Origin of the sequence: Nesterenkonia sp. AN1 (assembly GCF_000582475.1) — a bacterium.
GTDB classification, from domain to species: Bacteria; Actinomycetota; Actinomycetes; order Actinomycetales; family Micrococcaceae; genus Nesterenkonia; species Nesterenkonia aurantiaca.
This window is the reverse complement of the sequence record NZ_JEMO01000020.1, coordinates 15,948-40,437: the sequence shown is the minus strand read 5'-3', so window position 1 is coordinate 40,437 and position 24,490 is coordinate 15,948. Positions and strand designations below refer to the sequence as shown.

Below are 24,490 nucleotides of genomic sequence, written 5' to 3'. Positions count from 1 at the left end.
CTGCTAGGACGCGGCGTCGGTCTCCTGGGCTGCTCGGTGCGCGTCCTTATGCCCCAGATAGACCTCGGCGTTGCTGCGCAGCCCGGTGATCTCCTCCTCGGTCAGCTCGCGCCGGACCTTCGCAGGCACACCGGCCACCAGCGATCGCGGCGGAACCTGCATACCCTCCAGGACCACGGCCCCGGCGGCGATGAGGCTCTGCTCGCCGATCACCGCGCCGTTCATGATGGTCGCGCTCATCCCGACCAGCGAGCCGTCGCCCACGGTGCAGCCGTGCACCACGGCCGAGTGACCCACCGAGATCCCGGCACCCAGCGTGCACGGGTGACCGGGGTCGGCGTGGAGCACCGCATTGTCCTGCAGGTTGGTGCCCTCCCCCACGGTGATCGGGGCCGAGTCACCGCGAACCGAGACGCCGTAGAAGGCGGAGGAGTCTCGGGCCATGGTGACCTCCCCGGTGATCGCCGCGGTCGGGGCCAGGAACACGCCCTCACCGATCTGGGGCGTGTGTCCGCGGACGGTGAGCACATAGACCATGAGGTGACTCCTGGGTTCCGATAGGTGCGGTGGGTGGTCAACTGCAGTCGGGCAGCCGGTGGAGGTGAGGTCAGTATCCCTGCGCGGGGTCCACCAGGCCCAGCATCGGCTCCCCGGCGCTGAAGCGTCGGTGGTTCGCCAGGATCCGCTCGCGCAGCAGCGGCACCACCATCTCGGTGGTGTCCGCCGTGTGCGGGGTGATCAGGCAGTTCTCCAGGGACCAGAGCGGATCGGTCTCGGGAAGCGGCTCCGGTTCGGTGACGTCCAGACCGGCGCCGCGCAGCGTGCCGGTGCTCAGCGCCTCGACGAGCGCCGACTGGTCCAGCAGGCTGCCGCGGCCCACGTTGGCGACCACCGCACCCTCGGCCAGCAGCGCCAGCCGGTCGGCGTTGAGCAGGTGCCGGGTGGTCGGGGTGGCCGCAGCGGCGAGCGCCACCACCTCCGCGCCCTTCAACGCCTCATCGAGACCCTCGAAGGCCACGGTGACATCGGCGTGCTCCACCGGTTCGGCGGTGCGCCGGACCACGGTGACGTGGGTGTCGAAGGCCTTATAGAGCCGGACGATCTCGGAGGCGACCCCGCCGCCGCCGACGACGACGCAGCGCAGCCCGTTCAGCGAGATCCCGCCCTCGGTGCCCCAGCTTCTCGCCTGGGCCCGGGCCTTGAGCCCGCGCAGCGCCGCAAGGGTCAGCGCCAGCGCGTGCTCCCCCACCGGTTTGGCATAGGAGCCCTTCGCGGAGGTCCAGGTCAGTTCCGGGAACCGAGCGAGAACCTCCGCGTAGAGCTCGATGCCGGCGCTGGGCAGCTGCACCCAGCGCACCTGCGGATTGGCCTCGAGCACCTCGGCCAGGTTCAGCGTCTTGAACATGCCGGTGACGATGATGCCCTCGGGCTGTTCATCCTCCCCGACCAGCTCGGCGCCCTGCTCTCGCAGTCCCTCGCGCAGCGCGGCATCGGCCTCGGGCCTGACGTGGAGCCGGGTCATCTCAGGCCTTGAGGCCGTCGATGATGGCGTTCAGCGTCGCCGAGGGGCGCATCGCGGCGAAGGCCTTGGCCTCGTCGGGACGGTAGTAGCCGCCCAGATCCACCGGTTCACCCTGGACCCCGTTGAGCTCGCTCAGGATCTGGTCCTCGTTCGAGGTCAGGGCTTCGGCCACCGAGCTGAAGCGCTGCGCCAGCTCGGCGTCCTCGGTCTGCGCAGCCAGCTCCTGGGCCCAGTACATCGCCAGGTAGAAGTGCGAGCCCCGGTTGTCGATGGTGCCGATCTTGCGTCCCGGGGAGCGGTTCTCCATCAGGAAGGTGGCCGTGGCGCGGTCCAGTGCGGAGGCCAGCACCTTGGCCTTGGGGGCCTGTGCCTGCTCGGCGTACTTCTCCAGCGAGGGCACCAGGGCGAAGAACTCGCCGAGGGAGTCCCAGCGCAGGTAGTTCTGCTCAGCCAGCTGCTGGACGTGCTTGGGTGCGGAGCCTCCGGCTCCGGTCTCGAAGAGTCCGCCGCCGGCCATCAGCGGCACGATGGAGAGCATCTTCGCGGAGGTGCCCAGCTCCAGGATCGGGAACAGGTCGGTGAGGTAGTCGCGCAGCACGTTGCCGGTCACCGAGATGGTGTCCTCGCCGCGGCGCAGACGCTCCACGGTGTACTTCGTGGCTGCCACCGGGTCGAGGATCTTGATCTCGAGCCCGTCGGTGTCCAGCGCGGCCAGGGCGTGATCGACCTTCTCGATCATGGTGCGGTCGTGGGAGCGCTTCTCATCGAGCCAGAACACCGCAGGGGTGCCGAACTCGCGGGCGCGGGTCACGGCCAGCTTCACCCAGTCCTGGATGGGGGCGTCCTTGGTCTGGCAGGCGCGCCAGATGTCCCCGGCGGAGACCTCATGCTCCAGGAGCACGTCGCCGGCGGCGTTGGTGACCTGCACGGTGCCGGCGGTCTCGATCTCGAAGGTCTTGTCGTGGGAGCCGTACTCCTCGGCCTTCTGCGCCATCAGCCCGATGTTGGGCACGGTGCCGATGGTGGTGGGGTCATAGGCGCCGTGGGCGCGGCAGTCCTCGATGACCGCCTGGTAGACCCCGGCGTAGGAGGAGTCGGGGATGACCGCGAGGGTGTCGTCGGTCTCTCCGGTGGGGCCCCAGGCCTTGCCGCCGTTGCGGATCATCGCGGGCATCGAGGCGTCCACGATCACGTCGGAGGGCACGTGCAGGTTGGTGATGCCCTTGGAGTCATCGACCATCGACATCCGCGGACCATCGGCCAGGCCCTGGGTGATCTCGGCCTTGATGGCCTCACCGGCCTCGCCGAGCTTCTCGGCGCCGGCCAGGATGGAGGCCAGTCCGTCGTTGGCGGAGAGCCCTGCCTCGGCGAGGGTCGTGCCGTGCTTCTCGAAGAGGCTCGGGAAGAAGGCGCGCACGATATGTCCGAAGATGATCGGGTCCGAGACCTTCATCATGGTGGCCTTGAGGTGGGCCGAGAAGAGCACGTTCTCCTGCTTGGCACGGGTCACCTGGGCTGCGAGGAACGCGTCGAGCTCGGCGGCGCGCATCACGGTGGCGTCGACGACCTCTCCGACCTTGACCGGGAGGGACTCCTTGAGCACCGTGGAGGTGCCCTCGGTGGAGACGTGGGTGATGGTCAGCGTGTCTTCGGAGTCCAGCACCACCGACTGCTCGTTCGCGGCGAAGTCGCCGGAGTCCATGGTCGCCACGTTGGTCTTGGACTCGGCACTCCAGTCACCCATGGAGTGCGGGTTGGCGCGCACGTAGTTCTTCACCGAGGCAGGGGCGCGGCGGTCCGAGTTGCCCTCGCGCAGCACCGGGTTCACGGCGGAGCCCTGGACCTTGCCGTAGCGGGCGCGCACCTCGCGCTCCTCCTCGGTGGAGGGGGACTCGGGGTAGTCGGGCAGGGCGTAGCCGGCGGACTGCAGCTCGGCGATGGCGGCCTTGAGCTGCGGACCGGAGGCGGAGATGTTCGGCAGCTTCACGATATTGGCTTCGGGCGTCTTCGCCAGGGCGCCGAGCTCAGCGAGGGCGTCGCTCTCACGCTGGTCCTCGCGCAGGTACTCCGGGAAGGCTGAGATGATGCGCCCGGCGAGGGAGATGTCGCGGGTCTCGACCTCAACCCCGGCGGGGGCGGCGAAACCCTCCACGATGGGCTTCAGGGAGAAGGTGGCCAGCATCGGCGCTTCGTCGGTGTTGGTATAGATGATCTTTGCCTGCGGCATGGATCTCCTCAAGTTCGGTTTTATGTGTTTCCCTGGTCACAAATCTACCCCAGATGGCCCTGCCGGCCTGGGCACTCAGATTCCCAGCACGGCGCGGGCGATCATGAAGTACACGATGAGCCCGGTGGCGTCCACGAAGGTGGAGATGAACGGGTTGGCGAAGACCGCCGGGTCTGCGCCGAGCTTCTTGCCCAGCAGCGGCATCAGTCCGCCCACCGATGCGGCGAGGGTGCAGATCGAGAGCAGGGTCAGTCCGATCACCATGCCGATGTCCCAGCCGTAGAACAGGCCGGCGACCAGGAAGCCCAGCACGCCGAGGGTGGCGCCGAGCGTCATGCCGACGCGGACCTCGCGCCAGAGCACCTTGAACACGTCGCGGGTGCCCACGTCGCCCAGCGCCAGCGCGCGCACGACCGTGGTCGCTGCCTGGTTTCCGGTGTTGCCTCCGGTGCCGATCAACAGCGGAACGAACAGGCTGAGCACCACCATCGCCTCGATGGTCCCCTCGAAGACGTCGAGCACCTGCACGGTCAGCGCGGCCCCCAGGGCCAGCACCAGCAGCCACACCACGCGCGAGCGCATGATCTGCAGCACCGGAGTCGAGAGGTAGGGCCGGTTCAGCGGCTCGGAGCCACCGTGGCGGGCGGCGTCCTCGGATTCGGCGCGCTCCAGGATGTCCAGCGCGTCGTCGACCGTGAAGATGCCGACCACCCGGTGCTCGGAGTCGGTGACCGGCACGGCCAGGTGCTTGCGGTCCGCGCACATGCGGGCCGCGTCCTCGGCGTCGTGATCGGCGTCCACCGAATCCGCCTCGCGCATCAGGTCCACGACGAGCACCTCCCCGCTGCTGCTGACCAGGTCGCGCAGCGAGACCACGCCCTTGAGCAGCCGTCCCGCGTCCACCACGGGCAGGGTATAGAGCGTCTCAGCGTCCTCCCCGGCCTTGCTGACCTTCTCCATCGCCTCCGCGACGGTCCAGTGCTCCGGGATCGCGACGAACTCCGGGCTCATCTGGCGACCGATCGTGCCGCTGGGGTAGCCGAGCACGATGCTGGTCAGGCTGCGCTCCCGGGGATCCAGGTGACGCATCATCCTCCGGGCCACCGAGGCCGGCATCTCATCCATCAGCCGGACCCGGTCATCGGGGTCCAGCGACTCGAAGTAGTGCGCGACCTCGGCGTCCTTGAGGCCTTCGATGATCTCACCCTGCAGCGACTGGTCCAGCAGGTCGAACGCCTCCACCGCGACACCCTTGGAGAGCAGCCGGAAGACCACCGCACGGTCCTTCACACCCAGGCGTTCCAGGAAGTCCACGACGTCACCGACGTTGAGCTCGTCCAGTGCGCGGCGCAGCTCCGTGAGGCGCTCGTCGCGGATCATGTCTTCCAGCTCGTCTAGCAGTTCGTTCACAGGTTCCACCCTTTCGAGGGTGCCGAGCAGGCATAGGGCGATCAGGTCCGGGGCCGACGGCATGGTGCTCCGCGGCTGCGGATTTGATCGGCGGTGGTGGTGGTCGATCCGTAGATCGGTGGATCAGCAGATCCGTAGATCGGTGGATCAGCAGATCCGTAGATCGGTGGATCCGTAGATCGGTGGATCAGCAGATCCGTAGAGCAGATCCGTAGATCGGTGGATCAGCAGATCCGTAGATCGGTGGATCAGCAGATCCGTAGATCGGTGGATCAGCAGATCCGTAGATCGGTGGATCAGCAGATCCGTAGATCGGTGGATCAGCAGATCAGTGGAAGAAGTGTCGGGTCCCGGTGAGGTACATGGTCAGGCCGGCGTCGCGGGCTGCCGAGATGACCTCCTCGTCGCGCTGGGACCCGCCGGGCTGCACGACGGCGCGCACACCCGCGGTGATCAGGCTCTGCAGCCCGTCGGCGAACGGGAAGAACGCGTCGGAGGCCGCGACGGATCCGCGGGCGCGCTCCACACCGTCACCGGCGAGCGTGTTCGCCCGCTGGACGGCGAGTCGGCAGGAGTCCAGCCGGTTCACCTGGCCCATGCCGATCCCGACGGTGGCCTGGTTCTTCGCCAGCAGGATCGCGTTGGACTTCACCGAGCGGATCGCACGCCAGGCGAAGTCGAGATCGGCGAGCATCTCAGGCTCGGCGGCCTCGCCCGAGACCAGCTTCCAGCCGGAGGTGGTGTCACCCTCGGCGTCCACGGCGTCCGAGGCCTGCAGCAGCATGCCCCCGGAGATCTGCTTATATTCCACCCGATCGCGCCGGTGACCCTCGGGCAGGCGCAGCAGCCGGATGTTCTTCTTCTTGGTCAGGATCGCCAGCGCCTCCTCCTCGAAGGCCGGAGCGACGACGACCTCGGTGAAGATCTCCGAGACGGTCTTGGCCATCTCGGCGGTGATGGTGCGGTTGGCGGCGATCACGCCGCCGAAGGCCGAGAGCGGGTCGCAGGCGTGCGCGCTGCGGTGGGCCTCGGCCACGGTGGCGCCCACGGCCACGCCGCAGGGGTTGGCGTGCTTGATGATCGCCACGGCGGGCTGGGCGAAGTCGAAGGCCGTGCGCACCGCCGCGTCGGCGTCGACATAGTTGTTGTAGCTCATCGCCTTCCCGTGCAGGGTCTTGGCCTGCGCCAGGCCCGGTCCGGCGCTGGAGTCGGCATAGAGCGCGGCGGGCTGGTGGGCGTTCTCGCCGTAGCGCAGCGTGTCCAGGCGCTGCAGCGCGAGCCCGGCGTAGGGCGGGAAGTTCAGCTTCTTCTCGGTGCGGCTCAGCGGCGAGGCGGGCACCGAGGCGGCGTCGAAGTCGTCGTCGAACTGCTGGGAGGTCCAGCGCGCCACCGCGGTGTCGTAGGCGGCGGTGTGCGCGAAGGCCAGAGCCGCCAGGCGCTGCCGGGCGGCGAGGCTGAAGCCGCCGGCACCGGCTGCGGTGACGACGTCGTGGTAGCGCAGCGGGTCCACCACCACTGCGACGGAGGCGTGGTTCTTGGCGGCGGCACGGACCATGGAGGGGCCGCCGATGTCGATCTGTTCGACGATCTGGTCCTCGGCGGCGCCGGAGGCGACGGTGTCGGCGAAGGGGTAGAGGTTCACCACGACCAGGTCGAAGGGCTCGATCTGAAGCTCCTGGAGCTGCGCGCGGTGGTCTTCGCGGCGGCGGTCGGCCAGGATCCCGGCGTGCACCCTCGGGTGCAGGGTCTTGACCCGGCCGTCGAGGCATTCGGCGAAGCCGGTGACCTCGGAGACCTCGATCACCGGGACGCCGGCGGCGGCGATGCGCTTGGCGGTGGAGCCGGTGGAGACGATCTCGACGCCGGCGGCGTGCAGCCCTGCGGCGAGGTCCTCGAGCCCGGTCTTGTCATAGACCGAGATCAGAGCGCGTCGGATCGGCTGGCGCGATGGGCCTCCGGAGGTGGGTGAGGGTGCAGCCGCGGTGTTGTTCTGCGCTGCGGAATCGCTGACGATGCTCATGCACACTCCTGTGAGGGGACGACGCTTGGGGACCTGGACCAGTCTACCGACCCGGTTCAGGACTCAAACTTGTAGCCCAGCCCGCGCACGGTGATCAGGAACTCCGGCCGGGACGGGTCGGGTTCGATCTTGGCCCGGAGCCGCTTGACGTGGACGTCGAGGGTCTTGGTGTCACCGACGTAGTCCGAGCCCCAGACCCGGTCGATGAGCTGGCCGCGGGTGAGCACCCGTCCGGCGTTGCGCAGCAGCATCTCGAGCAGCTCGAACTCCTTCAGCGGCAGGCTCAGCGCGGCGCCCTGGACCTCCACGGTGTGGCGTTCGATGTCCATGCTGACCGGTCCCGCGGTGACCATCGAGCCGTCGTCGATCTCGGTCTCGACCCGGCGGCGCAGCACCGCACGGACCCGGGCGAGCAGCTCGCGGGAGGAATAGGGCTTGGTGACGTAGTCATCGGCCCCGAGCTCCAGACCCACGACCTTGTCGATCTCGGAGTCCTTCGCGGTGAGCATGATCACCGGAACATTGGACTGCAGCCGGATCTGGCGGCACACCTCGGTGCCGGACTGGCCGGGCAGCATCAGATCCAGCAGGACCAGGTCGGCCCCCTCGCGGGTGAAGATCTCGACCGCGTCGAAGCCGTTCTCGGCGACGACGACGTCGTAGCCCTCCTTCTCCAGGGTGTAGGACAGGGCTTCCGAGAATGAGGGCTCATCCTCGACGAGCAGAATTCTGGTCACGCGTTTCCTCCTTCGCCGGCCCGTGTGGGGGCCGGATTCGCTGCACTGTGACGCGATGCAGGACCATATGGGGCGGTGCGATCGGATGCTTCGGCGAGCCCTGCCGCGCCGCGGCCGAGCCCTTCTAGGGTGTCGAGGCTTTCGTCCAGCTCGGGCAGCCGCACGGTGAACGTGGAGCCCCTCCCCTGCTGGGACCACAGCGCCACTTCGCCCCCGTGGTTGGTGATCACGTGCTTGACGATGCTCAGGCCCAGGCCGGTGCCGCCGGTCTGCCGGGACCGCGCGGCGTCGACCCGGTAGAAGCGCTCGAAGATCCGCTCCTGGTCCTCCTTCGCGATGCCGATCCCCTGATCGGTGACGGTGACCTGGGCGATCCCGTCGCGACTGGAGAGCCCGATGCCGACCCGGGTGGACTCCGGGGAATAGCGCACCGCGTTGTCGATCAGGTTCCGGAAGGCCATCGCGAGCTGATCGGCGTCGCCGTGGACCCGGTGCGGCAGCGTGCCGCCGATCTTGAGCTCGATGTTCTTGGACTCCGCCGGCAGCCGGGAGCGGTCCGCGGCGTCGGCGATGACGTCTTCGAGGTCCACCGGCCGTCCGGCGTGGACCACGTTCTTGCCCTGGACCCGGGAGAGCTCGATGATGTCCTGGACCAGCGCCGCGAGCCGGCGGGACTCCTTGTGCAGGCGCTGGGTGAACCGGCGGACGGCGACGTCGTCGTCGGCAGCGTCTTCGATGGTCTCCGCCAGCAACGAGATCGCCCCGACCGGGGTCTTCAGCTCGTGGGAGACGTTGGCGACGAAGTCGTTGCGCACCGCCTCGATCCGGGAGAACTCGGTGCGGTCATCGGCGAGGACCAGGATGTACTCGTCGCCCAGCGGTGCCACGCGCAGGTGCACCACCAGGGAGGTCTCCCCCTGCAGGCCGCGCGCCAGCTCATGCTCCTGGTCGATGATCACCCCGTCGCCGCGGACCCGGGCGGTGAGGTTCAGCAGCTGCTGGTGGACCACGGTATGCCCGCGGACCAGGCCGAAGGCGTAGGCGGCGGGATTCGCGCGCACCACCCCGTCCACGGTGTCCACGACGATGTACGCCAGGCCCAGCGAGGCGAGCACCTCGGTGGCACCGGCGGGCATCAAGGGTTCGTCCACGTCGATGCCGGCGCCGCGCTGCTTCTCACTGACGCGGAAGGCATACATGCCGACGACGCCCAGTGCCAGGCCGACGACGCCGGAGAGTGCGGCGATGAGCAGGGGATCCACGTCCTACAGCTTAGGCCCGGCGCCGGGCGGGCGGGGCCAAATGGCGACAACGGCTCCCAGGGTTCAACCAGCGTTCACCTGCGCGTCGACTGCTGACTTCGCTGGTGTTCATCTGCACCGGCAAGGATTCACTGTCGGGATACTCCACGGCGGGAAAGGAACGCGAAGACGTGCGAAAGCTCTTTCAGGCAGACCTCATCAACCTTGGTGAGCAGCTGATCCAGATCACAACATTGGTCCACACCGCGATGGAGAAGGCCTACACCGCCTTCGACACCACCGATCTCCAGCTGGCGGAGGAGGTCATCGCCGCCGACGCGCAGATCGACCGGCTGCAGGTGGAGCTCGATGAGAAGGCCATCGAGCTGCTCGCGCTGCAGGGCCCGGTGGCCTCGGACCTGCGCATGATCGTCGGGGCGCTGCGGATGAGCACCTCGCTGGAGCGCATGGGCGATCTCGCGCGGCACATCGCCCAGCTCGCCCGGATGCGCTACCCGGACCGGGTGGCCCCGGACGCGCTGCACCCGGTCTTTGAGAAGATGGCGAAGCTCTCCACGCAGATCTCCTCGCGGCTGATCACGCTGTTGGAGACCCGCGAGCTGCACCTGGTCGCGGAGATCCATGCACTCAACGAACAGCTCAATGATCTGCACGCCTCGGTGTTCACCACCGTGGCCGCCGAGGACTGGCAGCAGAGCGCCGCCACCAGCGTGGACTCCACCTTGGTGAGCCGGTTCTTCGAACGCTTTGGAGACCATGGGGTCTCGGTGGCGAACAAGGTGGACTACCTGGTCACCGGCGCCTGGGACTCCCGCGAACGGTGAACCACGAAAGATCCCCTCAGACATCTTTCGATGTCTGAGGGGATCTTCTGCTGTGCAGGCTGTTTCCTGCCCGCTACTTCTTGCCCTGGTTCGCTACGGCGTGGATCGCGTCCTTCGCGGCCTCGGGGTCGAGGTAGGTGCCGCCGGGGTTCAGCGGCTTCAGATCCTCGTCCAGCCGGTAGTGCAGCGGGATCCCGGTGGGGATGTTCAGCCCGGCGATGTCCTCGTCGGAGATGCCGTCGAGGTACTTCACCAGCGCGCGCAGCGAGTTGCCGTGGGCTGCGAGCAGCACGGTCTTGTTCTCGCGCAGATCCGGGATCACGGCGGACTCCCAGTAGGGCATCATCCGGTCCACGACGTCCTTGAGGCACTCGGTGCGCGGCGCGGCGTCACCGAGATCGGCGTAGCGCGGATCCCCCAGCTGGGAGAACTCGTCGTCGGCGGCGATCTCCGGCGGCGGGGTGTCATAAGAGCGGCGCCACAGCATGAACTGCTCCTCGCCGTACTGCGCCAGCGTCTCGGCCTTGTCCTTGCCCTGGAGCGCGCCGTAGTGGCGCTCGTTGAGCCGCCAGTCCCGCTTCACTGGAATCCAGAGCCGGTCCGCGGTCTCCAGCGCCAGGTGTGAGGTGGTGATGGCGCGCTGCAGCAGCGAGGTATGCACCACGTCGGGCAGCAGCTGGTGCTCCTTGAGCAGCTCTCCGCCGCGCGCGGCCTCTTCACGGCCCAGCGCGGTCAGCGGCACATCCACCCAGCCGGTGAAGAGGTTCTTCTCGTTCCAGTCGCTCTGCCCGTGGCGGAGCAGGATCAGGTCATAGGCCATAGGAGTGTGTCTCCCTTTCGGAGTCGAACATGGAAATCGGCGCGGGGGTGCGGTCAGCGGTCCCGGTCAGGACGACCGGTTCAGGACGACCGGTTCAGGTCGAACGGAACACGTCAGTCGGAGACTTCGGGGTTGACGTCGGTCAGGTAGACCATCGCCATGCAGGCCGCGGCCACCGGGAAGATCAGGCCGAAGGGACCGGCTCCGGCAGCGCCGAGCAGCGCGAGGACCACGGCACCGCCGGTCATACCCAGCCAGAACCCCTTGGTCCGCTTGAAGGCGATGTCGAAGCGCTGCGCGTTCTTCGGGATGCACTTGACCAGCGCGACGATGGCCAGGCCGAGGCAGACCAGGGCGAAGGCCAGGTGCATCCAGGCTTCGGTCTGCAGGACGAAGATCCAGATATCAGAGAGGGGAGACTGCATACCCCGATGTTATCGGATGGGCTCCCCGGTTGCGGCGGTGCGCAACGCGTTGAGCAGATCTGCGAAGAGATCCTCCACATCTTCGATGCCCACCGAGAGGCGGATCAGCCCGTCAGGGACCGAGGAGGGCTCACCGGGATGACGACGACGGCGCTCGGCCAGGGACTCCACGCCGCCCAGGCTGGTGGCCGGGGTCCAGAGCGTGAGCGCGCTGAGCACGGCGTCGGCCACCTCGGCCTCGCTGCGCTGATTGGAGATCCGCCGCCCAGTCTCCGGTGCGCCGGCGGGGCCGAGATCTCCGGCGGGACCGGGCTGGTCGGCAGTTCTGGCTTCCTCGGCGGGATCGGGCTGGTCGGCGTCGAGCTCGATGGTCAGGATCGCGCCGAAGCCGCCGAGCTGCTCGGCGGCGCGCTGGTGCTGCGGGTGTGCCGCGAGTCCCGGGTAGTTGACCTTGCGGAGCGGCAGTCCGGCGTCCTGGCTGAGCTCATCCAGCCGGCGGGCCAGCTCACCCGCGCTGGACTCCGAGGCGTCGAGGCGCACCGCGAGGGTGCGCACGCCGCGCAGCGCGAGGAAGACCTCCATGGGGCCGGGGATCGCGCCGTGCAGGGTGCGGTGCTGGTGCAGCCGGGCGTGGATCTCCGGGTCGCCGGTGATCGCGACGCCCATGATCAAATCCGAGTGCCCGGAGAGGAACTTGGTGACCGAGTGGACCACCACATCGGCCCCGTGCTTCAGTGGGCGCTGGCGCAGCGGAGTCGCGAAGGTGTTGTCCACCGCGGTGAGCACCCCGCGCTTCTTCGCGGCGGTCAGCACCGCGGGGAGGTCGGCGATCTCCAGCATCGGGTTGGTCGGGGATTCGACCCAGAGCATCACCATGTCGTCCTGGGCGCTGGCCAGGGTGGAGACGTCGTGCAGCGTGCTGGTGACCTGCTCGGTGTCGGCGATGTCCACCCGGTGCAGCGTGAGCAGACCCTGGTCTGCCATCTGCTGGGCCAGCGCGGAGAAGCCCATATAGCTGTGTCGCGGCATGATCAGGTGGCCTCCGAGGGGAAGCAGCTGCACCACGGCGGAGATGGCCGCCATCCCGGAGGAGAACAGCAGGCCGGGCAGCACCTGGACCGGGTGCTCCTCGGCGGTGGTGACCAGCCCTTGGGACTGCGAGGTCGTGCGGGTGCCGGCCTCGAGCTGCGCCAGCAGCTCTTCCAGCGGCTCCCAGGAGGGCATCCCCTCCCGGGCGTAGTCCTGCGCGGCGTGCACGCCGGGCCGGTAGGAGTACGTGGAGGTGAAGTCCACGGGCATGTTGACGGGCTGGTTCGGTCCATGAGGGCCGCGGCCCGCGTTGACCACGAAGGTGCGTTCATGCTGGTTCACACCGTTACGGTACCCCAGCGCCGGTGACGGCCCGGGTGGCGCGCACGGTGGTGGACGCCCGGTGGTGCGGGCTGCGCGTGAGAACTGCGTGTCACCTCCGTGTCCCTGGGGCTGGGTAGGCTGGACGTGTGACCCATCTCAGACGCGGAGGATTCGTCGCCTTCGAAGGCGGCGACGGCGCCGGCAAGACCACCCAGCTGGACCTGCTCGAGTCCTGGTTCCAGGAGCAGGCGGTGCCCTATGAGCGGACCCGCGAGCCCGGCGGCACCGCGATCGGCGAGCGCATCCGTTCGCTGGTGCTGGAGCACGATCAGGGCGAGATCGATCCGCGCACCGAGGCGCTGCTCTTCGCCGCCTCACGCGCCGCCCACGTGGTCCAGCGGATCGAGCCGGCGCTGGAGGCCGGGCGCTTCGTGCTCTGCGACCGCTACGTGGACTCCTCGGTCGCCTACCAGGGTGAGGGCCGCGAGCTCGGGACCGAGGCGGTGGCGGCGATCAACGGCTTCGCCACCGGAGGACTGCAGCCCGACCTGACCGTGCTGCTGGACCTGGACCCGGCCGCCGCCCGAGCTCGCCGGGAAGGCCGTGCGGGGCGCTCGGATCGGATCGAATCCGCCGAGGACGCCTTTCATGACCGGCTCCGCCATGCCTTCCTCACCCGCGCCGAGGCTGCCCCCGGTCGCTATCTGGTGCTTGAGGCCTCCGGCCCCGCACAGGAGCTGCACACCCAGATCCGGGCCCGAGTCCAGGAGCTGCTGGGTCAGGAGCTGCTGAACTCATGAGCGTCTACACCGAGCTGGTCGGGCAGGACGCCGTGGTCGAACAGCTGCGTCGCGCGGCCGGATCCGGCACCCCTGCCCATGCCTGGCTGTTCACCGGTCCCCCGGGCTCGGGGCGCTCCAACGCCGCGCGCGCCTTCGCGGCGGCGCTGAACTGTGAGCAGCCGGAGCCGGCGGCCCGCGGCTGTGGCGAGTGCCGGTCCTGCCGGCTGGTCGCCGCGCAGAGCCACCCCTCGGTCAAGCTGGTCTCCACCGAGAACGTGACCTACAAGATCGAGGATGTGCGTGCGCTGATCACCACTGCGCAGGAGAAGCCGCAGGGCGCTCGCTGGCGGGTGATCGTGGTCGAGGACGCGGACCGGATGACCGAACGCGCCACCAATGTGCTGCTCAAGGCCATCGAGGAGCCGCCGCCGCATACGCTCTGGGTGCTCTGCGCGCCGAGCCCGGCCGACGTGCTGGTCACCATCCGTTCGCGCTGCCGGCTGGTGAGCCTGAGGATCCCGCCCACCGCTGCGGTGGCCCAGCTGCTGAGCACCCGGGACGGCCTCAACGAGGAGCAGGCGCATTTCGCCGCCCGGGTCTCGCAGAACCACATCGGGGTGGCGCGCCGGTTGGCGCGGGACCCGGAGGCGCGTCGTCGTCGTGAGCAGGTGGTCACGCTGCCGCTGCGGCTGACCTCGTCCTCGGCCGCTATCAAGGCTGCGGGCTCGCTGGTGGAGATGACACAGGCGGATGCTGCCAGCACCGCCGCGGCGCGGCTGGAGGCCGAGCAGGCCTCGCTGCGTCGGTCGCTGGGTCTCGACGCCGAAGAGAAGATCCCGCCCAAGCTGCGCAGCCAGTTCAAGAAGCTGGAGGAGGAGAACACCCGGCGGGCCAAGCGCGCCGTCGCGGACTCCCTGGATCGCGCACTGATCGATCTCACCGCGGTGTTCCGGGATGTGCTGAGCCTGAAGCTGGGCACCGGTGCGGAGCTGATCAATGAACACCTGCGTGAGGAGCTGCAACGCTATGCGGAGTCGCTCAGCGCCGAGCAGACCCTCGCCGGGCTCGACGCGATCAACGCCGCCCGGGTCCGGATCACCCAGAATGTGCCCCCGCTCCTGGCCATGGAGGCCCTGATGATGCAGTTCCTACCCGGGAGGTCCCGTGCCTGAGAATGTGCTCTCTCCTCGCGGGCTGCGGCTGGTCGGCCTCACCGCCGCGGCCGCGCTGCTGCTCTCGGGTTGCGTGAACTCAGGTGAGGAGTCCGACTCCGGCGCGGCGGAGGCGCAGGCGCAGCCGATCACCGCCACCTCGGTGCCCGCAGAGGAGCTCCCCAGCGCGGCCGAGGACTACACCGCGTACTACGACCAGGACATCGAGTGGACCTCCTGCGAGGAGACCATGATGTGCGCAGATGTCACGGTGCCGATGGACTGGGCCGAGCCGGGGGCGCAGGAGGACCTGGAGATCCGGATCATCAGCTCCCAGACCGGCGGGGACGACGCCGAGCATCTGCTCACCAACCCCGGCGGACCCGGCTCCTCCGGCTATGACGCCGTGGCGGACTCGCTCTCGGTCGCGTTCAGCGAGGAGCTCATCGAGCACTACAACATCATCGGCTTCGACCCGCGCGGGGTGCACCGGTCGGCACCGGTGACCTGCCTGGACGACGCCGAGATGGACGAGTACCGGGAACAGGTCTCCGAGGAGCAGCTCGACGATGCGTCCTCCTATGCCGAGGCCCGCGAGTCGGCGGCCGAGCTGGCCGCCCAGTGCGAGTCCGAGAGCGGCGCCCTGCTCGGGCACGTGGACTCCCTCTCGGCGGTCCGGGACATGGACGTGATCCGGGCCGTGTTGGATCAGGATGAGCTGAACTATCTGGGCTTCTCCTACGGCACCAAGCTGGGCATGACCTATGCCGAGCACTACGGCGACCGGGTCGGGCGCTTCGTCCTGGATGGGATGCTCGATGTCTCGATCGATGCCCATGAGCTGAACAAGGGTCAGGCGCTCGGCTTCGAGGTGGCGCTGGAGAACTACGCGCAGTGGTGCATCGAGCAGGAGACCTGCCCCGCGGGTGACACCGTGGAGGAGGTCATCGAGGGTGTGCAGGAGCTCTTCGCCGGCGTCGCGGAGACCCCGGTACAGGGCGCGGACGGGCGCACCGTCAACGTCTCCACCCTGGTGAGCGGATTCATCACCCCGATGTACAGCCGCGAGGCCTGGCCGGTGCTCTCTGAGGCGATGTCCGTGGCCCTGGGCCAGGAGGACTTCACCATGTTCCAGTACTTCGCGGACCTGCAGGCCGGCCGGAGCCCCGACGGCAGCTACGAGTGGATCAACAGCTTCGCCTTCAACGCCGTGATGTGCCTGGACTACCCGATGCCGCAGGACCAGGAGCAGATCGACGCCGAGTTCGAGGAGGTCTCCGAGCAGGCGCCCACCTTCGGGCCCTACCTCGGGCACCGCGCGGTCATCTGCGGAGAATGGCCCGCGGAGAACGTGTCCGAGCCCTGGAACCCGGACCTCGGCGAGGTGGACGAGCTGCTGATGATCGGCACCACCGGTGACCCGGCCACCCCGGTGGAATGGGCGGAGAACATGCACGAACAGGTGCCGCAGTCCTCGTTGATCATCCGCGAGGGCGAGGGACACCTCGCCTACCGGGCGGGCAACGGCTGTGTGGATGAGGCCGTGGACCGGTACCTGATCGGCGGGGAGCTCACCGAAGGCCGGACGGACTGCTGAACTTTTTCTACCGCTTGTAGAAATCGCCTTGTAGACTCTTCAGTACCGGTGACGACGACGTCCACGCGGCAGTTCTGAATCATCGGCCATATTCAGCTGATCTGCGTTAGGACGCTGCCATGAACTCAGAAGCTCCACTCGCCCCCGAAGCGACCTCACCCGACTCCACCCCGAAGCACGATGCTCACACCACCCTCGCGGCGGAGCCGACGGCGGCCGATGAACAGGCCCGGGCCCCGCGCCCGCTCGGGGTCCTGGTCGGGTTCGACGGTTCACCCAACGCCACCTCGGCCCTGCGCTGGGCGGCACGGGAGGCGCACTTCCGCGGCCTCCCGCTGACCGTGGTGAGCTCCTTCACCATTCCCCCGGCGGTGAGCGGGTACCTCGAGAGCTTTCCGGACGCCGGCGGCCAGACTCTGGCCCGGCAGGCGACCGAGAAGACGCTGAACGTGGCGAGGGAACGACTGGCCGGACACCCCGGACAGGTCACCTACCGGCTGGAGCACGGTGATGCAGCCGGGGTGATGGTCCACCTCTCAGGCTCCGCGGAGCTGTGCGTGGTCGGAAGCCGCGGCCGCGGCGGGTTCACCGGGCGGATCCTGGGATCGGTGGCCGCGGCCCTGCCAGGCCACGCGCACTCCCCCACCGTGGTGGTCCCGCACACCGATGAGGCCAGCGTGGGCGAGGGCGCAGAGGCGATCAGCACCGCCGACACCCGGCCTGTGGTGGTCGGCATCGACGCCTCCCCGCACTCCCGGCGAGCCGCTGTGGAGGGCGCCAGGACCGCCATCAGCCACGGCACCCGGCTGCATCTGGTGATGGCCCTGCCACCGCTGACCACGGCCGCGATGTGGTACCCGGAGCTCGCGGCCCGCGAGCAGGCGATGGTCCAGACCCGGGTGGATGACTTGAACAAGGAGCTCGACGTGGAGGTCGGGTGGATCCAGGCACAGTTCCCGGAGCTCTCGGTCATCGGGACCGTGGAGGAGGGCTTCCCGGTCAACGTGCTCCAAGAGATGAGCGGCCGGGCACAGCTGACCGTGGTCGGCACCCGGGGCTACGGAGGCATGCGCAGTGCGCTGCTTGGCTCGGTCTCCCGGGAGCTGCTGCACCACGCGACGACCCCGGTGATGGTGGTCCCCGCCCACGACTGAGCGAGCTTTGACCGCGGTGGGGTGCCACAGTAAAGTAGACCCTCGTGCGCCCCACCGCGGTGCCACGCCGCCTTAGCTCAGTCGGTAGAGCGATTCACTCGTAATGAATAGGTCGCCGGTTCGATTCCGGCAGGCGGCTCCACTGAAACCCCTGGTCAGAGCGATTTATGATCGGGGGTTTCGTCGTCTCCGGAGCCCTTAGTCCGCAGTGAGTCCGCAGGAGGTTCTAGACGCTCCCCCAGATCGGCGTAATCATCTTCGAATAAATCCGCGTACTGATTGAGCGTGATCGTGGCGTCAGCGTGGCCCATCGCCTTCTGGAGCTGCTTCACGTTCGCCCCTGCCCTGATAGCGAGGCTGGCATAGGTGTGCCTCAGATCGTGGATTACCCGGTTCTCAGCGTCGGGGATACCTGCCCTGGTCAGAGCTGGCCGGTAGACCCGGTGAATCCAGTTGGTCCCGTGTATGGGTCTCCCCTGCCCCGTGGTGAAGATGTCCGACGCCTGGGCCTTGCCGGTGGTCACCCTGCCCAGCTCGACGGCAAGGAACGGCGGGAAGGGCACCCAGCGCGCCTCATGACTCTTAGGGGTCTCCTCTCGGATTGATCCCCCGGCCTCGCTGTATGTCCGCCGGACGTGGATGCGACGACGCTCATAGTCCACGGATTTCACGGTGAGCCCGATAGCTTCACCCCAGCGCAGCCCGGTGTATCCGAGGACGAGGGTCAGCACCCCGTCAGCGTCTGAACTCATCGCGTCGGCAACCGCGTGCAGCTGGTCTCTTGTGAGGCTCATCCCCTGCCGTGGCTGCCCCTGCCTGGGCAGCTTGACTTTCTCCATTGGGTTGCGGGAGATCAGCCGGTCATGAACTGCCCCGTCGAGCGCCATGCTGAGGACCTGGCCTGTTTTCCGCGCCGACCCGGATGTCAGGCCGTCGCGCTCCCGTTTCAGCCGCGCCTCTGGGTTGCCACGCTGCATCGACACAAGCCACGCCTTGACATCTGAGGCGGTGATCGCCTTCAAGGGCACGTCTCCCCACCGGGGCATAATCTGTGCATCTATGGCGGACCTGTAGCCCAGCAGAGTGCTGTACTTCACGTCGAGGCCACTGAGGAACCGCTGTAGAACTTCCCGCGTGACGACATTCCCGCCTTCTGGTGCCACGTATTGGCCGCTGACCATGGAGGCGGTGACGTTCTGTAGGTAGCTCTCGGCGTCTACTTTCCGGTCAAACGCCTTGGCTTTCTCAGTTCCTGACGGCTCCACCCATCGGGCGCGCCACCGCTTGCCCTTCCCATAGCTGGCAGAGCGCGTCTTGTCCGCCCGGTGCCAGCGATCTTCGACACCCAGGCGGGGATTACGGCGCTGAGGCAAGAAGGCCACCTATCCCGTCAATCTCAGCTAGGTATGGATGAGAACGATAGAAGTGGGCAACACTCGGGTCCGGACCAAACCTTATTGAGTCCTCACTCGCGATGTGCGGTAAAACCTCCTCTGGCATTACCGCCCGCTGTTCATTCACCCTGACAAGAGCAGCCTTCAAGCCGCCCAATGTCTTCCAATCTTCCAACGCCCCCAGACCTCCCGGCACTGGATAGTCCACATATGCCACCGGACCGAGCCACTGCGGTGCCACCCCAGCGGCTCGGTAAGCGTCGTCGAGGATAGCGTGCGCTAGTTGCGCTTCCCACATGCGCCGCAGAGCAGATTCGAACTCCTGTGCCCGATCAGCGACCTTCGCCATGGAATCGACCAGCGCACTTTCCATGAGCCCGGAGGTCATGTCATCAAAAGACAGCCCCAGGCATCGCGCAATAGCAGCAGCCTCTTCCAGCTTGATTGAACGAGCATCTGACTCAATCTTGTGCAGCGTCTGCTGATGCAGAGACAAGCCTGTGGAGGCTTCCAACTTCTCAGCTAGCGCAGCTTGGCTCCAACCTTGCTTCTCCCGCTGCGTCTTCATATTGCGTCGGAAGTAGAAGTCAGCGTGGATCTTTCCGTCATCTGGCATGAGAGCAGGCTACCAAAAATGTTGTTGCCTGACACCATTTCGGTTGTGGTATCGTTTCTAGTGTTGGATAACACCGAAACAGAAAGGTTCAGGCATGAAGCTGAAGAGCACGGCAGATATCGCCGCTGAGTACGGATTCCCAGAATCCACGCTCCGGTACTGGAGGCACTGCGGAGAAGGACCGGCTTCAGTTCGACTCGGCAAGCGCGTCTTTTATCGAGAGCAAGACGTTATCGACTGGATCGAATCCAAGTTCGAGGCCGAAGCGAAGAAGGTGAGCGCATGAGCTTCACCCATCAGACAAAAGAACGACCTGGCACCGCCCGCCAAGACAGTCACCAGGTCGCTCTTAACTCAGACACTCACGAAGGAGCATCCGCTATGAACCACTCTATCCGCTCGGCGGCCTATAGCCACGGACTCGCGGACCTCATGACCGAACTGCTCGGTGACCAGGCCGAGGACATCATCTGTCAACGCACCCATATGGGTCGCGGCACCGCACATCGTCGGCTCACCGGAGAAAGCGACTGGACCCTACGCGAGATCATCTACCTCGCGGACATGATCGGCGTCACCCCGTCACGGTTGGTCAGCGCAGTTACGCAGGTCGCCAGCTATGGCGCAGACCTCGGTCAGACGGCGCGCAGCCTCGCCCTCGCAACGCAGGCGTGGCCTCGCCGCCGACCATCGGATGAGTCCCTGTCGGGCATGAAAATCCGCGAGTGGTGATCCCCTTATGGATTCCAGATTTCCCGCGCACTACTTGATGGACCGGAGGGTCCTCAGGACCAGCGCGCCCGCGCTCAGACAGTTCGTGTTCGGGACAGCCTGGGCAGTGACAAACATGACGGACGGCGCGATCTCACATGGGGACCTGCCGCTAGTCCCCTTCTCCTCCACAGACGCCGCAGAAGAGCTGGTGAAACTCGGCCTATGGAATGAGACCGAGGACGGGTACCAGGTCGTGGACTTCCAGAAGTACCAGACCTCATCGGCCCATGCGGAGGCGGCTTTGGATAATCGGCGCAAGAGTGAACGTGAACGACAGGCCCGCAAGAGGTCCAAGGAGAAAGAGGACCCTGAACCCCCTGAGTCACGGGGACAGTCACGTGACAGTCACGTGACAGTTGAAGGCAAGGAAAGGCAAGGAAAGGAAAGGCAAGGAGAGGAAGATCTGGCTCCTGGTCTTGAAGAAGTAGACCTTGATACTGGCGAAATTGGATCGACCTCGGATCCGGCTCCGACTTCGCCGCCTGCTGCTGATGGGGGGTACGCGAATGTGCGCACCCCTGACAATCTTCCCGGCTCCGGGAAAAACTCGGATCATGTTGTTGACGCCACCGAAAAGGTCGGTGACCGGTCTACTGTTCCGGTCACCAATGGGGAGGTGTCTAGTAGACACGCCCCTGGGCCGGATGAGCTGTGGCCGGATGGTGCACCGGCGAAGGGGTTCCACAGTTCGGGAACCCTTGATGGGCCTCGGCCGTACGACTTTAACCAGTTCAGGAATCCGGCGATGAGGGAGGGGGCCGCGTGAGTTCGGTGACCTGCTTCCGCTGCGGGTACTGGCCCTGCGCCTGTACCTATATCGCGGGCCTGGCTCCTGGTGGCCCCTATGCGTCCTTGGCCCCTGTGGCCCTGGACATGATGGCCCACCCTCGTCCTCATCGTGGCCCCGGTGAGACCTCCTGCCCTTGCCCGTCCTGCTGGTCTGCTCGGGCCGCTACTTGGAAGGACTGACCATGACAACGATCAAGCGCAACAAGATCATCAACGCGAACGGCCATGAGGAAGGACCGCTGCTGATCGGGTCCACTGCTTCTGACGACGAGCTGGAGCACACACCAGAAGCTCAGCGACTCGACAGTCAGGTGAGCGCGTGAAGATCTGTCTCAACTGTGGAGAACCATCACAGAACAGCTACTGCGATGAACACCTTCTTGAAGTCCGGAAAGCTCAACGACCGAAGAAGACCAGCAGCACCGCACGCGGCTACGGGTCCCGATGGGCGCGCCTCTCCCGCAAAGCCCGCAAGCTCCAACCCTTCTGCACCGACTGTGGATCCACACAGGATCTCCAGCTCGACCACACAGAAGAAACCTGGTGGCGACACTTCAACGGCAAACCCATCGGCCTCGAACACACCGGCGGCGTCGTCTGCGCTCCCTGCAACGTGGCACGCGGTCAAGCCAGACCAGGGGGAGGAGGGTCACCGGACACCCGTCCGAGACTCGGGCCGGTAGGCCAAATTACCGACTCATTCTCATTAGGTTCTCAACAAGGGGGTTCGTGATGGTCAAAGCTGGACCTAAGCGGGCTGCTGATGAGTCTCCGCTTCCTTTCCGGCCTAGGGTCACTGGTTCTGCTCGGTTTGGGAAGTTCACGGAGAAGTTCATCCGGGTTCCGAAGGGCTATGGGGCGGGCTCTCCGCTGCGGCTGCGGGATTGGCAGCTGGATCTGGTGGGCAGTGTGTTGGACGCACACCCTTTGCCGACACAGGCGGGCTGGATGCTCCCGAGGGGGCAGGGGAAGTCGTCTCTGGTGGCCGCTCTCGGGCTCTATGACCTCATCCTCGGTGAGGAGGGGGCGTCGGTGGTGGTGGCCGCGGTGAATGAGCAGCAGGCGGGAATCGTGTTCCGCACGGCGGCGCGCATGGTGGAGCTGAATGAGGATCTGAGCACACGGGTTCACATCTTCAAGGATCGTCTGGAGGTGCCTGGGAAGGGCTCCACATTCCAGGTCATGCCAGCCTCACCGAAGGCGCTGGAGGGCCTGGATCCGACCCTGGCGATTGTGGACGAGGTCGGTGTGGTCAACCGGGATGTGTGGGAGGTGATCGCGCTGGCTCAGGGTAAGCGGGAACGGTCCACGATGATCGGGATCGGGACCCCTGGACCTGATCCTCATGATTCGGTGCTGACTGATCTGCGGGACTATCACCGTAAGCATCCGGAGGATCACACGCTGGTGTGGCGTGAGTTCTCCGCTGCGGGGTTCACGGATCATCCGGTGGATTGTGAGCACTGCTGGGAGCTGGCGAACCCTGCTCTGGATGACTTCCTGAATCGGGACACGGTGCGGGCGTTGATGCCGCCGAAGACCAGGGAGTCCACGTTCAGGCGGGCGAGGCTGTGTCAGTTCGTCACCGAGACGACGGGGGCGTTCCTGCCTGATGGCCGCTGGGAGGAGCTGAACACGGGGGAGGAGATCGCGGAGGGGGAGGACGTGGTGATCTCCCTGGATGGATCGTTCAACGGCGACGCGACAGGTGTCCTGGTGGCCCGTATCGGAATGGAACCTCACTTCGACGTGGTGGGCCTGTGGGAACCCCCTGGTGATGATGAGAGCTACCGGGTACCGGTGGAGGAGGTGGAGGACGCGATCCGGGCGGCGTGTAAGCGGTGGAACGTCTTGGAGGTCACCGCAGACCCATTCCGGTGGACCAGGACTTTGCAGGTCCTGGAGAAGGAGGGGATCCCCATCACGGAGTTTCCTTGGTCGGCTGCGCGGATCACCCCGGCGACGACGGACTTCTATAACGCGTGTATCAACGGGCAGGTCACGCATTCTGGGGATCCACGACTGGCCGAGCACATCGGCAACGCGGTGGTGAATGAGACCGAGCGGGGGGTCCGGCTGGATAAGTCCCGCAAACACACCACACGACATATCGACCTCGCGGCGTGTGCGGTGATGGGACATTCACGGGCGCAGTGGCGAGCAATGACCAAGAAGAAGAGCAGACGAGCTAGGAGTTTTAAACGATGAGCACTACACAGCTACAGGCATTGATTCAGGAGATCGACGGGCGCACGGTGAAGCTCGACAAGTTGGACAAGTACTACAACGGGAATCCGCCGCTGGCGTTTTTGACACCGGAGGCCCGTGAAGCCCTGGGCAACAGGTTCGGGCATATTGCGTCGAACTTCTGCCGACTGACCGTGACCTCCATTGCGGAGCGGCTGCGGATCACCGGGTTCACTCGCGACGGGCAGCCTGACCCGGCGCTGTGGGCAGATTGGACCAGCAATGATCTGGACCAGTTAGCGGGGACTCTGCACCGTGAAGCTCTGACCCTGGGCACCGCCTATGCGATTATCTGGGCAGACAGCACGGGGGCACCGAGTATCAGTGTGGAGTCGGCTCACCAGGTGACCGCGCTGCGAGATCCGGGTACACGGCGACTGGTGGCAGCGGTGAAGAAGTGGAACACCGCAACCGGGTCAGAGGCTGTCCTGTATGGCCCGGAGAAGATCATCCGCTACGTCTCAGACTCACAGAACGCCACCGCCGGTGCCCAGTTCAAGGTCAGTGAGTCCATTGATAACCCTTTGGGTGTGGTTCCGGTGGTGGAGTTCCGCAACAGTGACCGGCTGCTCGACGAAGGGGTATCGGAGCTGCGGGACGTGATCCCGCTCCAGGACTCGCTGAACAAGCTGCTGGCGGACCTCATGGTGGGATCCGAGTACTACGCCCGGCCACGGCGCTACGCGACCGGGATCGAACTGGAGGAGGACGAGGACGGCGAAGCTGAGAACCCTTACCCGGAGTCCAACCGGATGATGATCGCCGAAGCCCCGGACGCGAAGTTCGGGCAACTCCCAGCAGCGGACCTCAACAGCTATGAGACCGCGATCCGGACCATCGTCAGCCAGATCATGGCGGTCTCGTCCCTGCCTGGTCATTACACCGGGATCGTGGCGAATCAGCCGCCGAACGCGGATGGTCTTCGGGCTGCTGAGGCGTCGCTGACGGCACGTGTGGAGCAGAGGCAGCACCAGTTCGGGCGGGGGTGGGAGCAGGTGATGAACCTGGCCCACGCGGTGCGGACCAACACGGACCCGTCACGGGCGGCGGTGAGCGTTCTCTGGGCGGATCCGGCTACCCGGTCTATGGCTCAGGAAGCCGACGCGGTGGTGAAACTGTTCACTGCTGGTCTGCTCCCGGCATCGGCGGCGCTGGAGCGGCTGGGCTACACCGAAGACCAGATCACCCGGATCCGGGACTCACGACGGGCTGAGGCGCTGGATACCGCTGGGACGGATCTGGAGGCGCTGCTGGCATGAGTATCCACGACACGGTTGCACGGCTCTCAGACACAGCACGGGAGCGTCTGGCGGGCCTGTATGCCCGTCACGAGGTGGGGGAGATCAGCTGGGACGAGTTCCTGGCCCTGGCAACCACCGAAGCTAC

Annotated in this window: 23 protein-coding genes and 1 tRNA gene; 12 read left to right on the top strand and 12 right to left on the bottom strand. The window is 66.6% G+C overall.

The window, feature by feature from the left end:
- Positions 1 to 3 precede the first annotated feature (3 nt).
- From BG28_RS11085 to BG28_RS11055, 7 genes are all read right to left on the bottom strand, one after another.
- Complete coding sequence (locus tag BG28_RS11085; RefSeq protein ID WP_036476726.1) at positions 4 to 537, bottom strand: gamma carbonic anhydrase family protein; 534 nt, start codon at positions 535 to 537, stop codon at positions 4 to 6.
- A 70-nt stretch (positions 538 to 607) separates the two neighbouring features.
- The gene (locus BG28_RS11080) at positions 608 to 1,522 is read right to left on the bottom strand and encodes an NAD(P)-dependent oxidoreductase (protein ID WP_036476725.1); all 915 of its coding nucleotides are present in this window, start codon (positions 1,520 to 1,522) and stop codon (positions 608 to 610) included.
- 1 nt (position 1,523) lies between these two features.
- On the bottom strand, positions 1,524 to 3,749 hold the full coding sequence (locus tag BG28_RS11075) for an NADP-dependent isocitrate dehydrogenase (RefSeq protein ID WP_036476724.1): 2,226 nt from the start codon (positions 3,747 to 3,749) through the stop codon (positions 1,524 to 1,526).
- 75 nt (positions 3,750 to 3,824) lie between these two features.
- Positions 3,825 to 5,159 (bottom strand): magnesium transporter, encoded by a 1,335-nt coding sequence (gene mgtE / locus BG28_RS11070; RefSeq protein ID WP_036476892.1) that lies wholly within the window; start codon positions 5,157 to 5,159, stop codon positions 3,825 to 3,827.
- Positions 5,160 to 5,487: 328 nt separating this feature from the next.
- The gene (gene purH / locus BG28_RS11065) at positions 5,488 to 7,179 is read right to left on the bottom strand and encodes a bifunctional phosphoribosylaminoimidazolecarboxamide formyltransferase/IMP cyclohydrolase (protein WP_084479664.1); all 1,692 of its coding nucleotides are present in this window, start codon (positions 7,177 to 7,179) and stop codon (positions 5,488 to 5,490) included.
- 56 nt (positions 7,180 to 7,235) lie between these two features.
- Positions 7,236 to 7,916, bottom strand: a complete 681-nt coding sequence (locus tag BG28_RS11060) for a response regulator transcription factor (RefSeq protein ID WP_036476722.1) — start codon at positions 7,914 to 7,916, stop codon at positions 7,236 to 7,238.
- Positions 7,913 to 9,178, bottom strand: a complete 1,266-nt coding sequence (locus BG28_RS11055; protein WP_084479663.1) for a cell wall metabolism sensor histidine kinase WalK — start codon at positions 9,176 to 9,178, stop codon at positions 7,913 to 7,915. Before BG28_RS11055 ends, BG28_RS11060 begins: the two co-directional genes overlap by 4 nt.
- Positions 9,179 to 9,348: 170 nt before the next feature.
- Here BG28_RS11055 and phoU point away from each other — a divergent pair, with 170 nt between their 5' ends.
- Positions 9,349 to 10,002: a phosphate signaling complex protein PhoU gene (gene phoU, locus BG28_RS11050; protein WP_036476883.1), complete on the top strand. Its 654-nt coding sequence runs from the start codon at positions 9,349 to 9,351 to the stop codon at positions 10,000 to 10,002.
- Between the two features lie 73 nt (positions 10,003 to 10,075).
- Here the strand turns inward: phoU and BG28_RS11045 are convergent, their stop codons facing one another.
- The 3 genes from BG28_RS11045 to BG28_RS11035 all read right to left on the bottom strand — a co-directional run bounded on the left by BG28_RS11045 (position 10,076) and on the right by BG28_RS11035 (position 12,618).
- A complete protein-coding gene (locus tag BG28_RS11045) occupies positions 10,076 to 10,822 on the bottom strand; it encodes a phosphoglyceromutase (RefSeq protein WP_036476719.1) in 747 nt (248 codons plus the stop codon).
- A 113-nt stretch (positions 10,823 to 10,935) separates the two neighbouring features.
- A complete protein-coding gene (locus tag BG28_RS11040; RefSeq protein WP_051501343.1) occupies positions 10,936 to 11,247 on the bottom strand; it encodes a DUF2516 family protein in 312 nt (103 codons plus the stop codon).
- A 9-nt stretch (positions 11,248 to 11,256) separates the two neighbouring features.
- Complete coding sequence (locus BG28_RS11035) at positions 11,257 to 12,618, bottom strand: PLP-dependent aspartate aminotransferase family protein (protein WP_036476717.1); 1,362 nt, start codon at positions 12,616 to 12,618, stop codon at positions 11,257 to 11,259.
- A 128-nt stretch (positions 12,619 to 12,746) separates the two neighbouring features.
- Between BG28_RS11035 and tmk the strand changes: the two genes are divergently transcribed.
- The 5 genes from tmk (at position 12,747) to BG28_RS11010 (ending at position 17,426) form a co-directional block, all read left to right on the top strand.
- On the top strand, positions 12,747 to 13,400 hold the full coding sequence (gene tmk / locus BG28_RS11030) for a dTMP kinase (RefSeq protein WP_036476714.1): 654 nt from the start codon (positions 12,747 to 12,749) through the stop codon (positions 13,398 to 13,400).
- Positions 13,397 to 14,554, top strand: coding sequence for a DNA polymerase III subunit delta' (locus tag BG28_RS11025; RefSeq protein ID WP_036476712.1), 1,158 nt, complete (start codon positions 13,397 to 13,399; stop codon positions 14,552 to 14,554). Before tmk ends, BG28_RS11025 begins: the two co-directional genes overlap by 4 nt.
- Positions 14,547 to 16,130 carry an alpha/beta hydrolase gene (locus tag BG28_RS11020; protein WP_036476709.1) on the top strand — a complete coding sequence of 528 codons (1,584 nt, stop codon included), beginning with the start codon at positions 14,547 to 14,549 and terminating at the stop codon, positions 16,128 to 16,130. Before BG28_RS11025 ends, BG28_RS11020 begins: the two co-directional genes overlap by 8 nt.
- Before the next feature lie 119 nt (positions 16,131 to 16,249).
- Entirely contained in the window at positions 16,250 to 17,284 is a 1,035-nt protein-coding gene (locus BG28_RS11015) for a universal stress protein (protein ID WP_051501342.1), read from the top strand.
- Positions 17,285 to 17,350: 66 nt separating this feature from the next.
- A tRNA-Thr gene (locus tag BG28_RS11010) sits at positions 17,351 to 17,426 on the top strand.
- A gap of 13 nt (positions 17,427 to 17,439) precedes the next feature.
- Here the strand turns inward: BG28_RS11010 and BG28_RS11005 are convergent.
- Both BG28_RS11005 and BG28_RS11000 read right to left on the bottom strand, forming a co-directional pair.
- The gene (locus tag BG28_RS11005; RefSeq protein ID WP_152539280.1) at positions 17,440 to 18,549 is read right to left on the bottom strand and encodes a site-specific integrase; all 1,110 of its coding nucleotides are present in this window, start codon (positions 18,547 to 18,549) and stop codon (positions 17,440 to 17,442) included.
- Between the two features lie 91 nt (positions 18,550 to 18,640).
- The gene (locus BG28_RS11000; RefSeq protein ID WP_036476706.1) at positions 18,641 to 19,294 is read right to left on the bottom strand and encodes a helix-turn-helix transcriptional regulator; all 654 of its coding nucleotides are present in this window, start codon (positions 19,292 to 19,294) and stop codon (positions 18,641 to 18,643) included.
- A gap of 94 nt (positions 19,295 to 19,388) precedes the next feature.
- Between BG28_RS11000 and BG28_RS15030 the strand changes: the two genes are divergently transcribed.
- The 6 genes from BG28_RS15030 (at position 19,389) to BG28_RS10985 (ending at position 24,363) form a co-directional block, all read left to right on the top strand.
- Complete coding sequence (locus BG28_RS15030; RefSeq protein ID WP_084479662.1) at positions 19,389 to 19,580, top strand: AlpA family transcriptional regulator; 192 nt, start codon at positions 19,389 to 19,391, stop codon at positions 19,578 to 19,580.
- Positions 19,577 to 20,026: a hypothetical protein gene (locus BG28_RS10995; protein WP_161634835.1), complete on the top strand. Its 450-nt coding sequence runs from the start codon at positions 19,577 to 19,579 to the stop codon at positions 20,024 to 20,026. The genes BG28_RS15030 and BG28_RS10995 overlap by 4 nt, the downstream gene beginning before the upstream one ends.
- Before the next feature lie 106 nt (positions 20,027 to 20,132).
- The gene (locus BG28_RS15485) at positions 20,133 to 20,834 is read left to right on the top strand and encodes a hypothetical protein (RefSeq protein ID WP_161634834.1); all 702 of its coding nucleotides are present in this window, start codon (positions 20,133 to 20,135) and stop codon (positions 20,832 to 20,834) included.
- Positions 20,835 to 20,991: 157 nt separating this feature from the next.
- Positions 20,992 to 21,180 carry a hypothetical protein gene (locus BG28_RS15710; protein WP_161634833.1) on the top strand — a complete coding sequence of 63 codons (189 nt, stop codon included), beginning with the start codon at positions 20,992 to 20,994 and terminating at the stop codon, positions 21,178 to 21,180.
- A gap of 121 nt (positions 21,181 to 21,301) precedes the next feature.
- Positions 21,302 to 23,065, top strand: coding sequence for a terminase large subunit domain-containing protein (locus tag BG28_RS10990; protein WP_369797229.1), 1,764 nt, complete (start codon positions 21,302 to 21,304; stop codon positions 23,063 to 23,065).
- A complete protein-coding gene (locus BG28_RS10985) occupies positions 23,062 to 24,363 on the top strand; it encodes a phage portal protein (RefSeq protein ID WP_036476698.1) in 1,302 nt (433 codons plus the stop codon). Before BG28_RS10990 ends, BG28_RS10985 begins: the two co-directional genes overlap by 4 nt.
- The last annotated feature ends 127 nt before the right edge of the window (positions 24,364 to 24,490 follow it).

Coding starts and splice junctions, on each gene's coding strand:
- BG28_RS11080 (WP_036476725.1), bottom strand. CDS start 1,522: ATGACCCGGCTCCACGTCAGGCCCGAGGCCGATGCCGCGCTGCGCGAG.
- BG28_RS10985 (WP_036476698.1), top strand. CDS start 23,062: ATGAGCACTACACAGCTACAGGCATTGATTCAGGAGATCGACGGGCGC.
- BG28_RS11000 (WP_036476706.1), bottom strand. CDS start 19,294: ATGCCAGATGACGGAAAGATCCACGCTGACTTCTACTTCCGACGCAAT.
- BG28_RS10990 (WP_369797229.1), top strand. CDS start 21,302: ATGGGCGCGCCTCTCCCGCAAAGCCCGCAAGCTCCAACCCTTCTGCAC.
- BG28_RS10995 (WP_161634835.1), top strand. CDS start 19,577: ATGAGCTTCACCCATCAGACAAAAGAACGACCTGGCACCGCCCGCCAA.
- BG28_RS11040 (WP_051501343.1), bottom strand. CDS start 11,247: ATGCAGTCTCCCCTCTCTGATATCTGGATCTTCGTCCTGCAGACCGAA.
- purH (WP_084479664.1), bottom strand. CDS start 7,179: ATGAGCATCGTCAGCGATTCCGCAGCGCAGAACAACACCGCGGCTGCA.
- BG28_RS11045 (WP_036476719.1), bottom strand. CDS start 10,822: ATGGCCTATGACCTGATCCTGCTCCGCCACGGGCAGAGCGACTGGAAC.
- BG28_RS11015 (WP_051501342.1), top strand. CDS start 16,250: ATGAACTCAGAAGCTCCACTCGCCCCCGAAGCGACCTCACCCGACTCC.
- BG28_RS11085 (WP_036476726.1), bottom strand. CDS start 537: ATGGTCTATGTGCTCACCGTCCGCGGACACACGCCCCAGATCGGTGAG.
- BG28_RS11025 (WP_036476712.1), top strand. CDS start 13,397: ATGAGCGTCTACACCGAGCTGGTCGGGCAGGACGCCGTGGTCGAACAG.
- BG28_RS15030 (WP_084479662.1), top strand. CDS start 19,389: ATGAAGCTGAAGAGCACGGCAGATATCGCCGCTGAGTACGGATTCCCA.
- BG28_RS11075 (WP_036476724.1), bottom strand. CDS start 3,749: ATGCCGCAGGCAAAGATCATCTATACCAACACCGACGAAGCGCCGATG.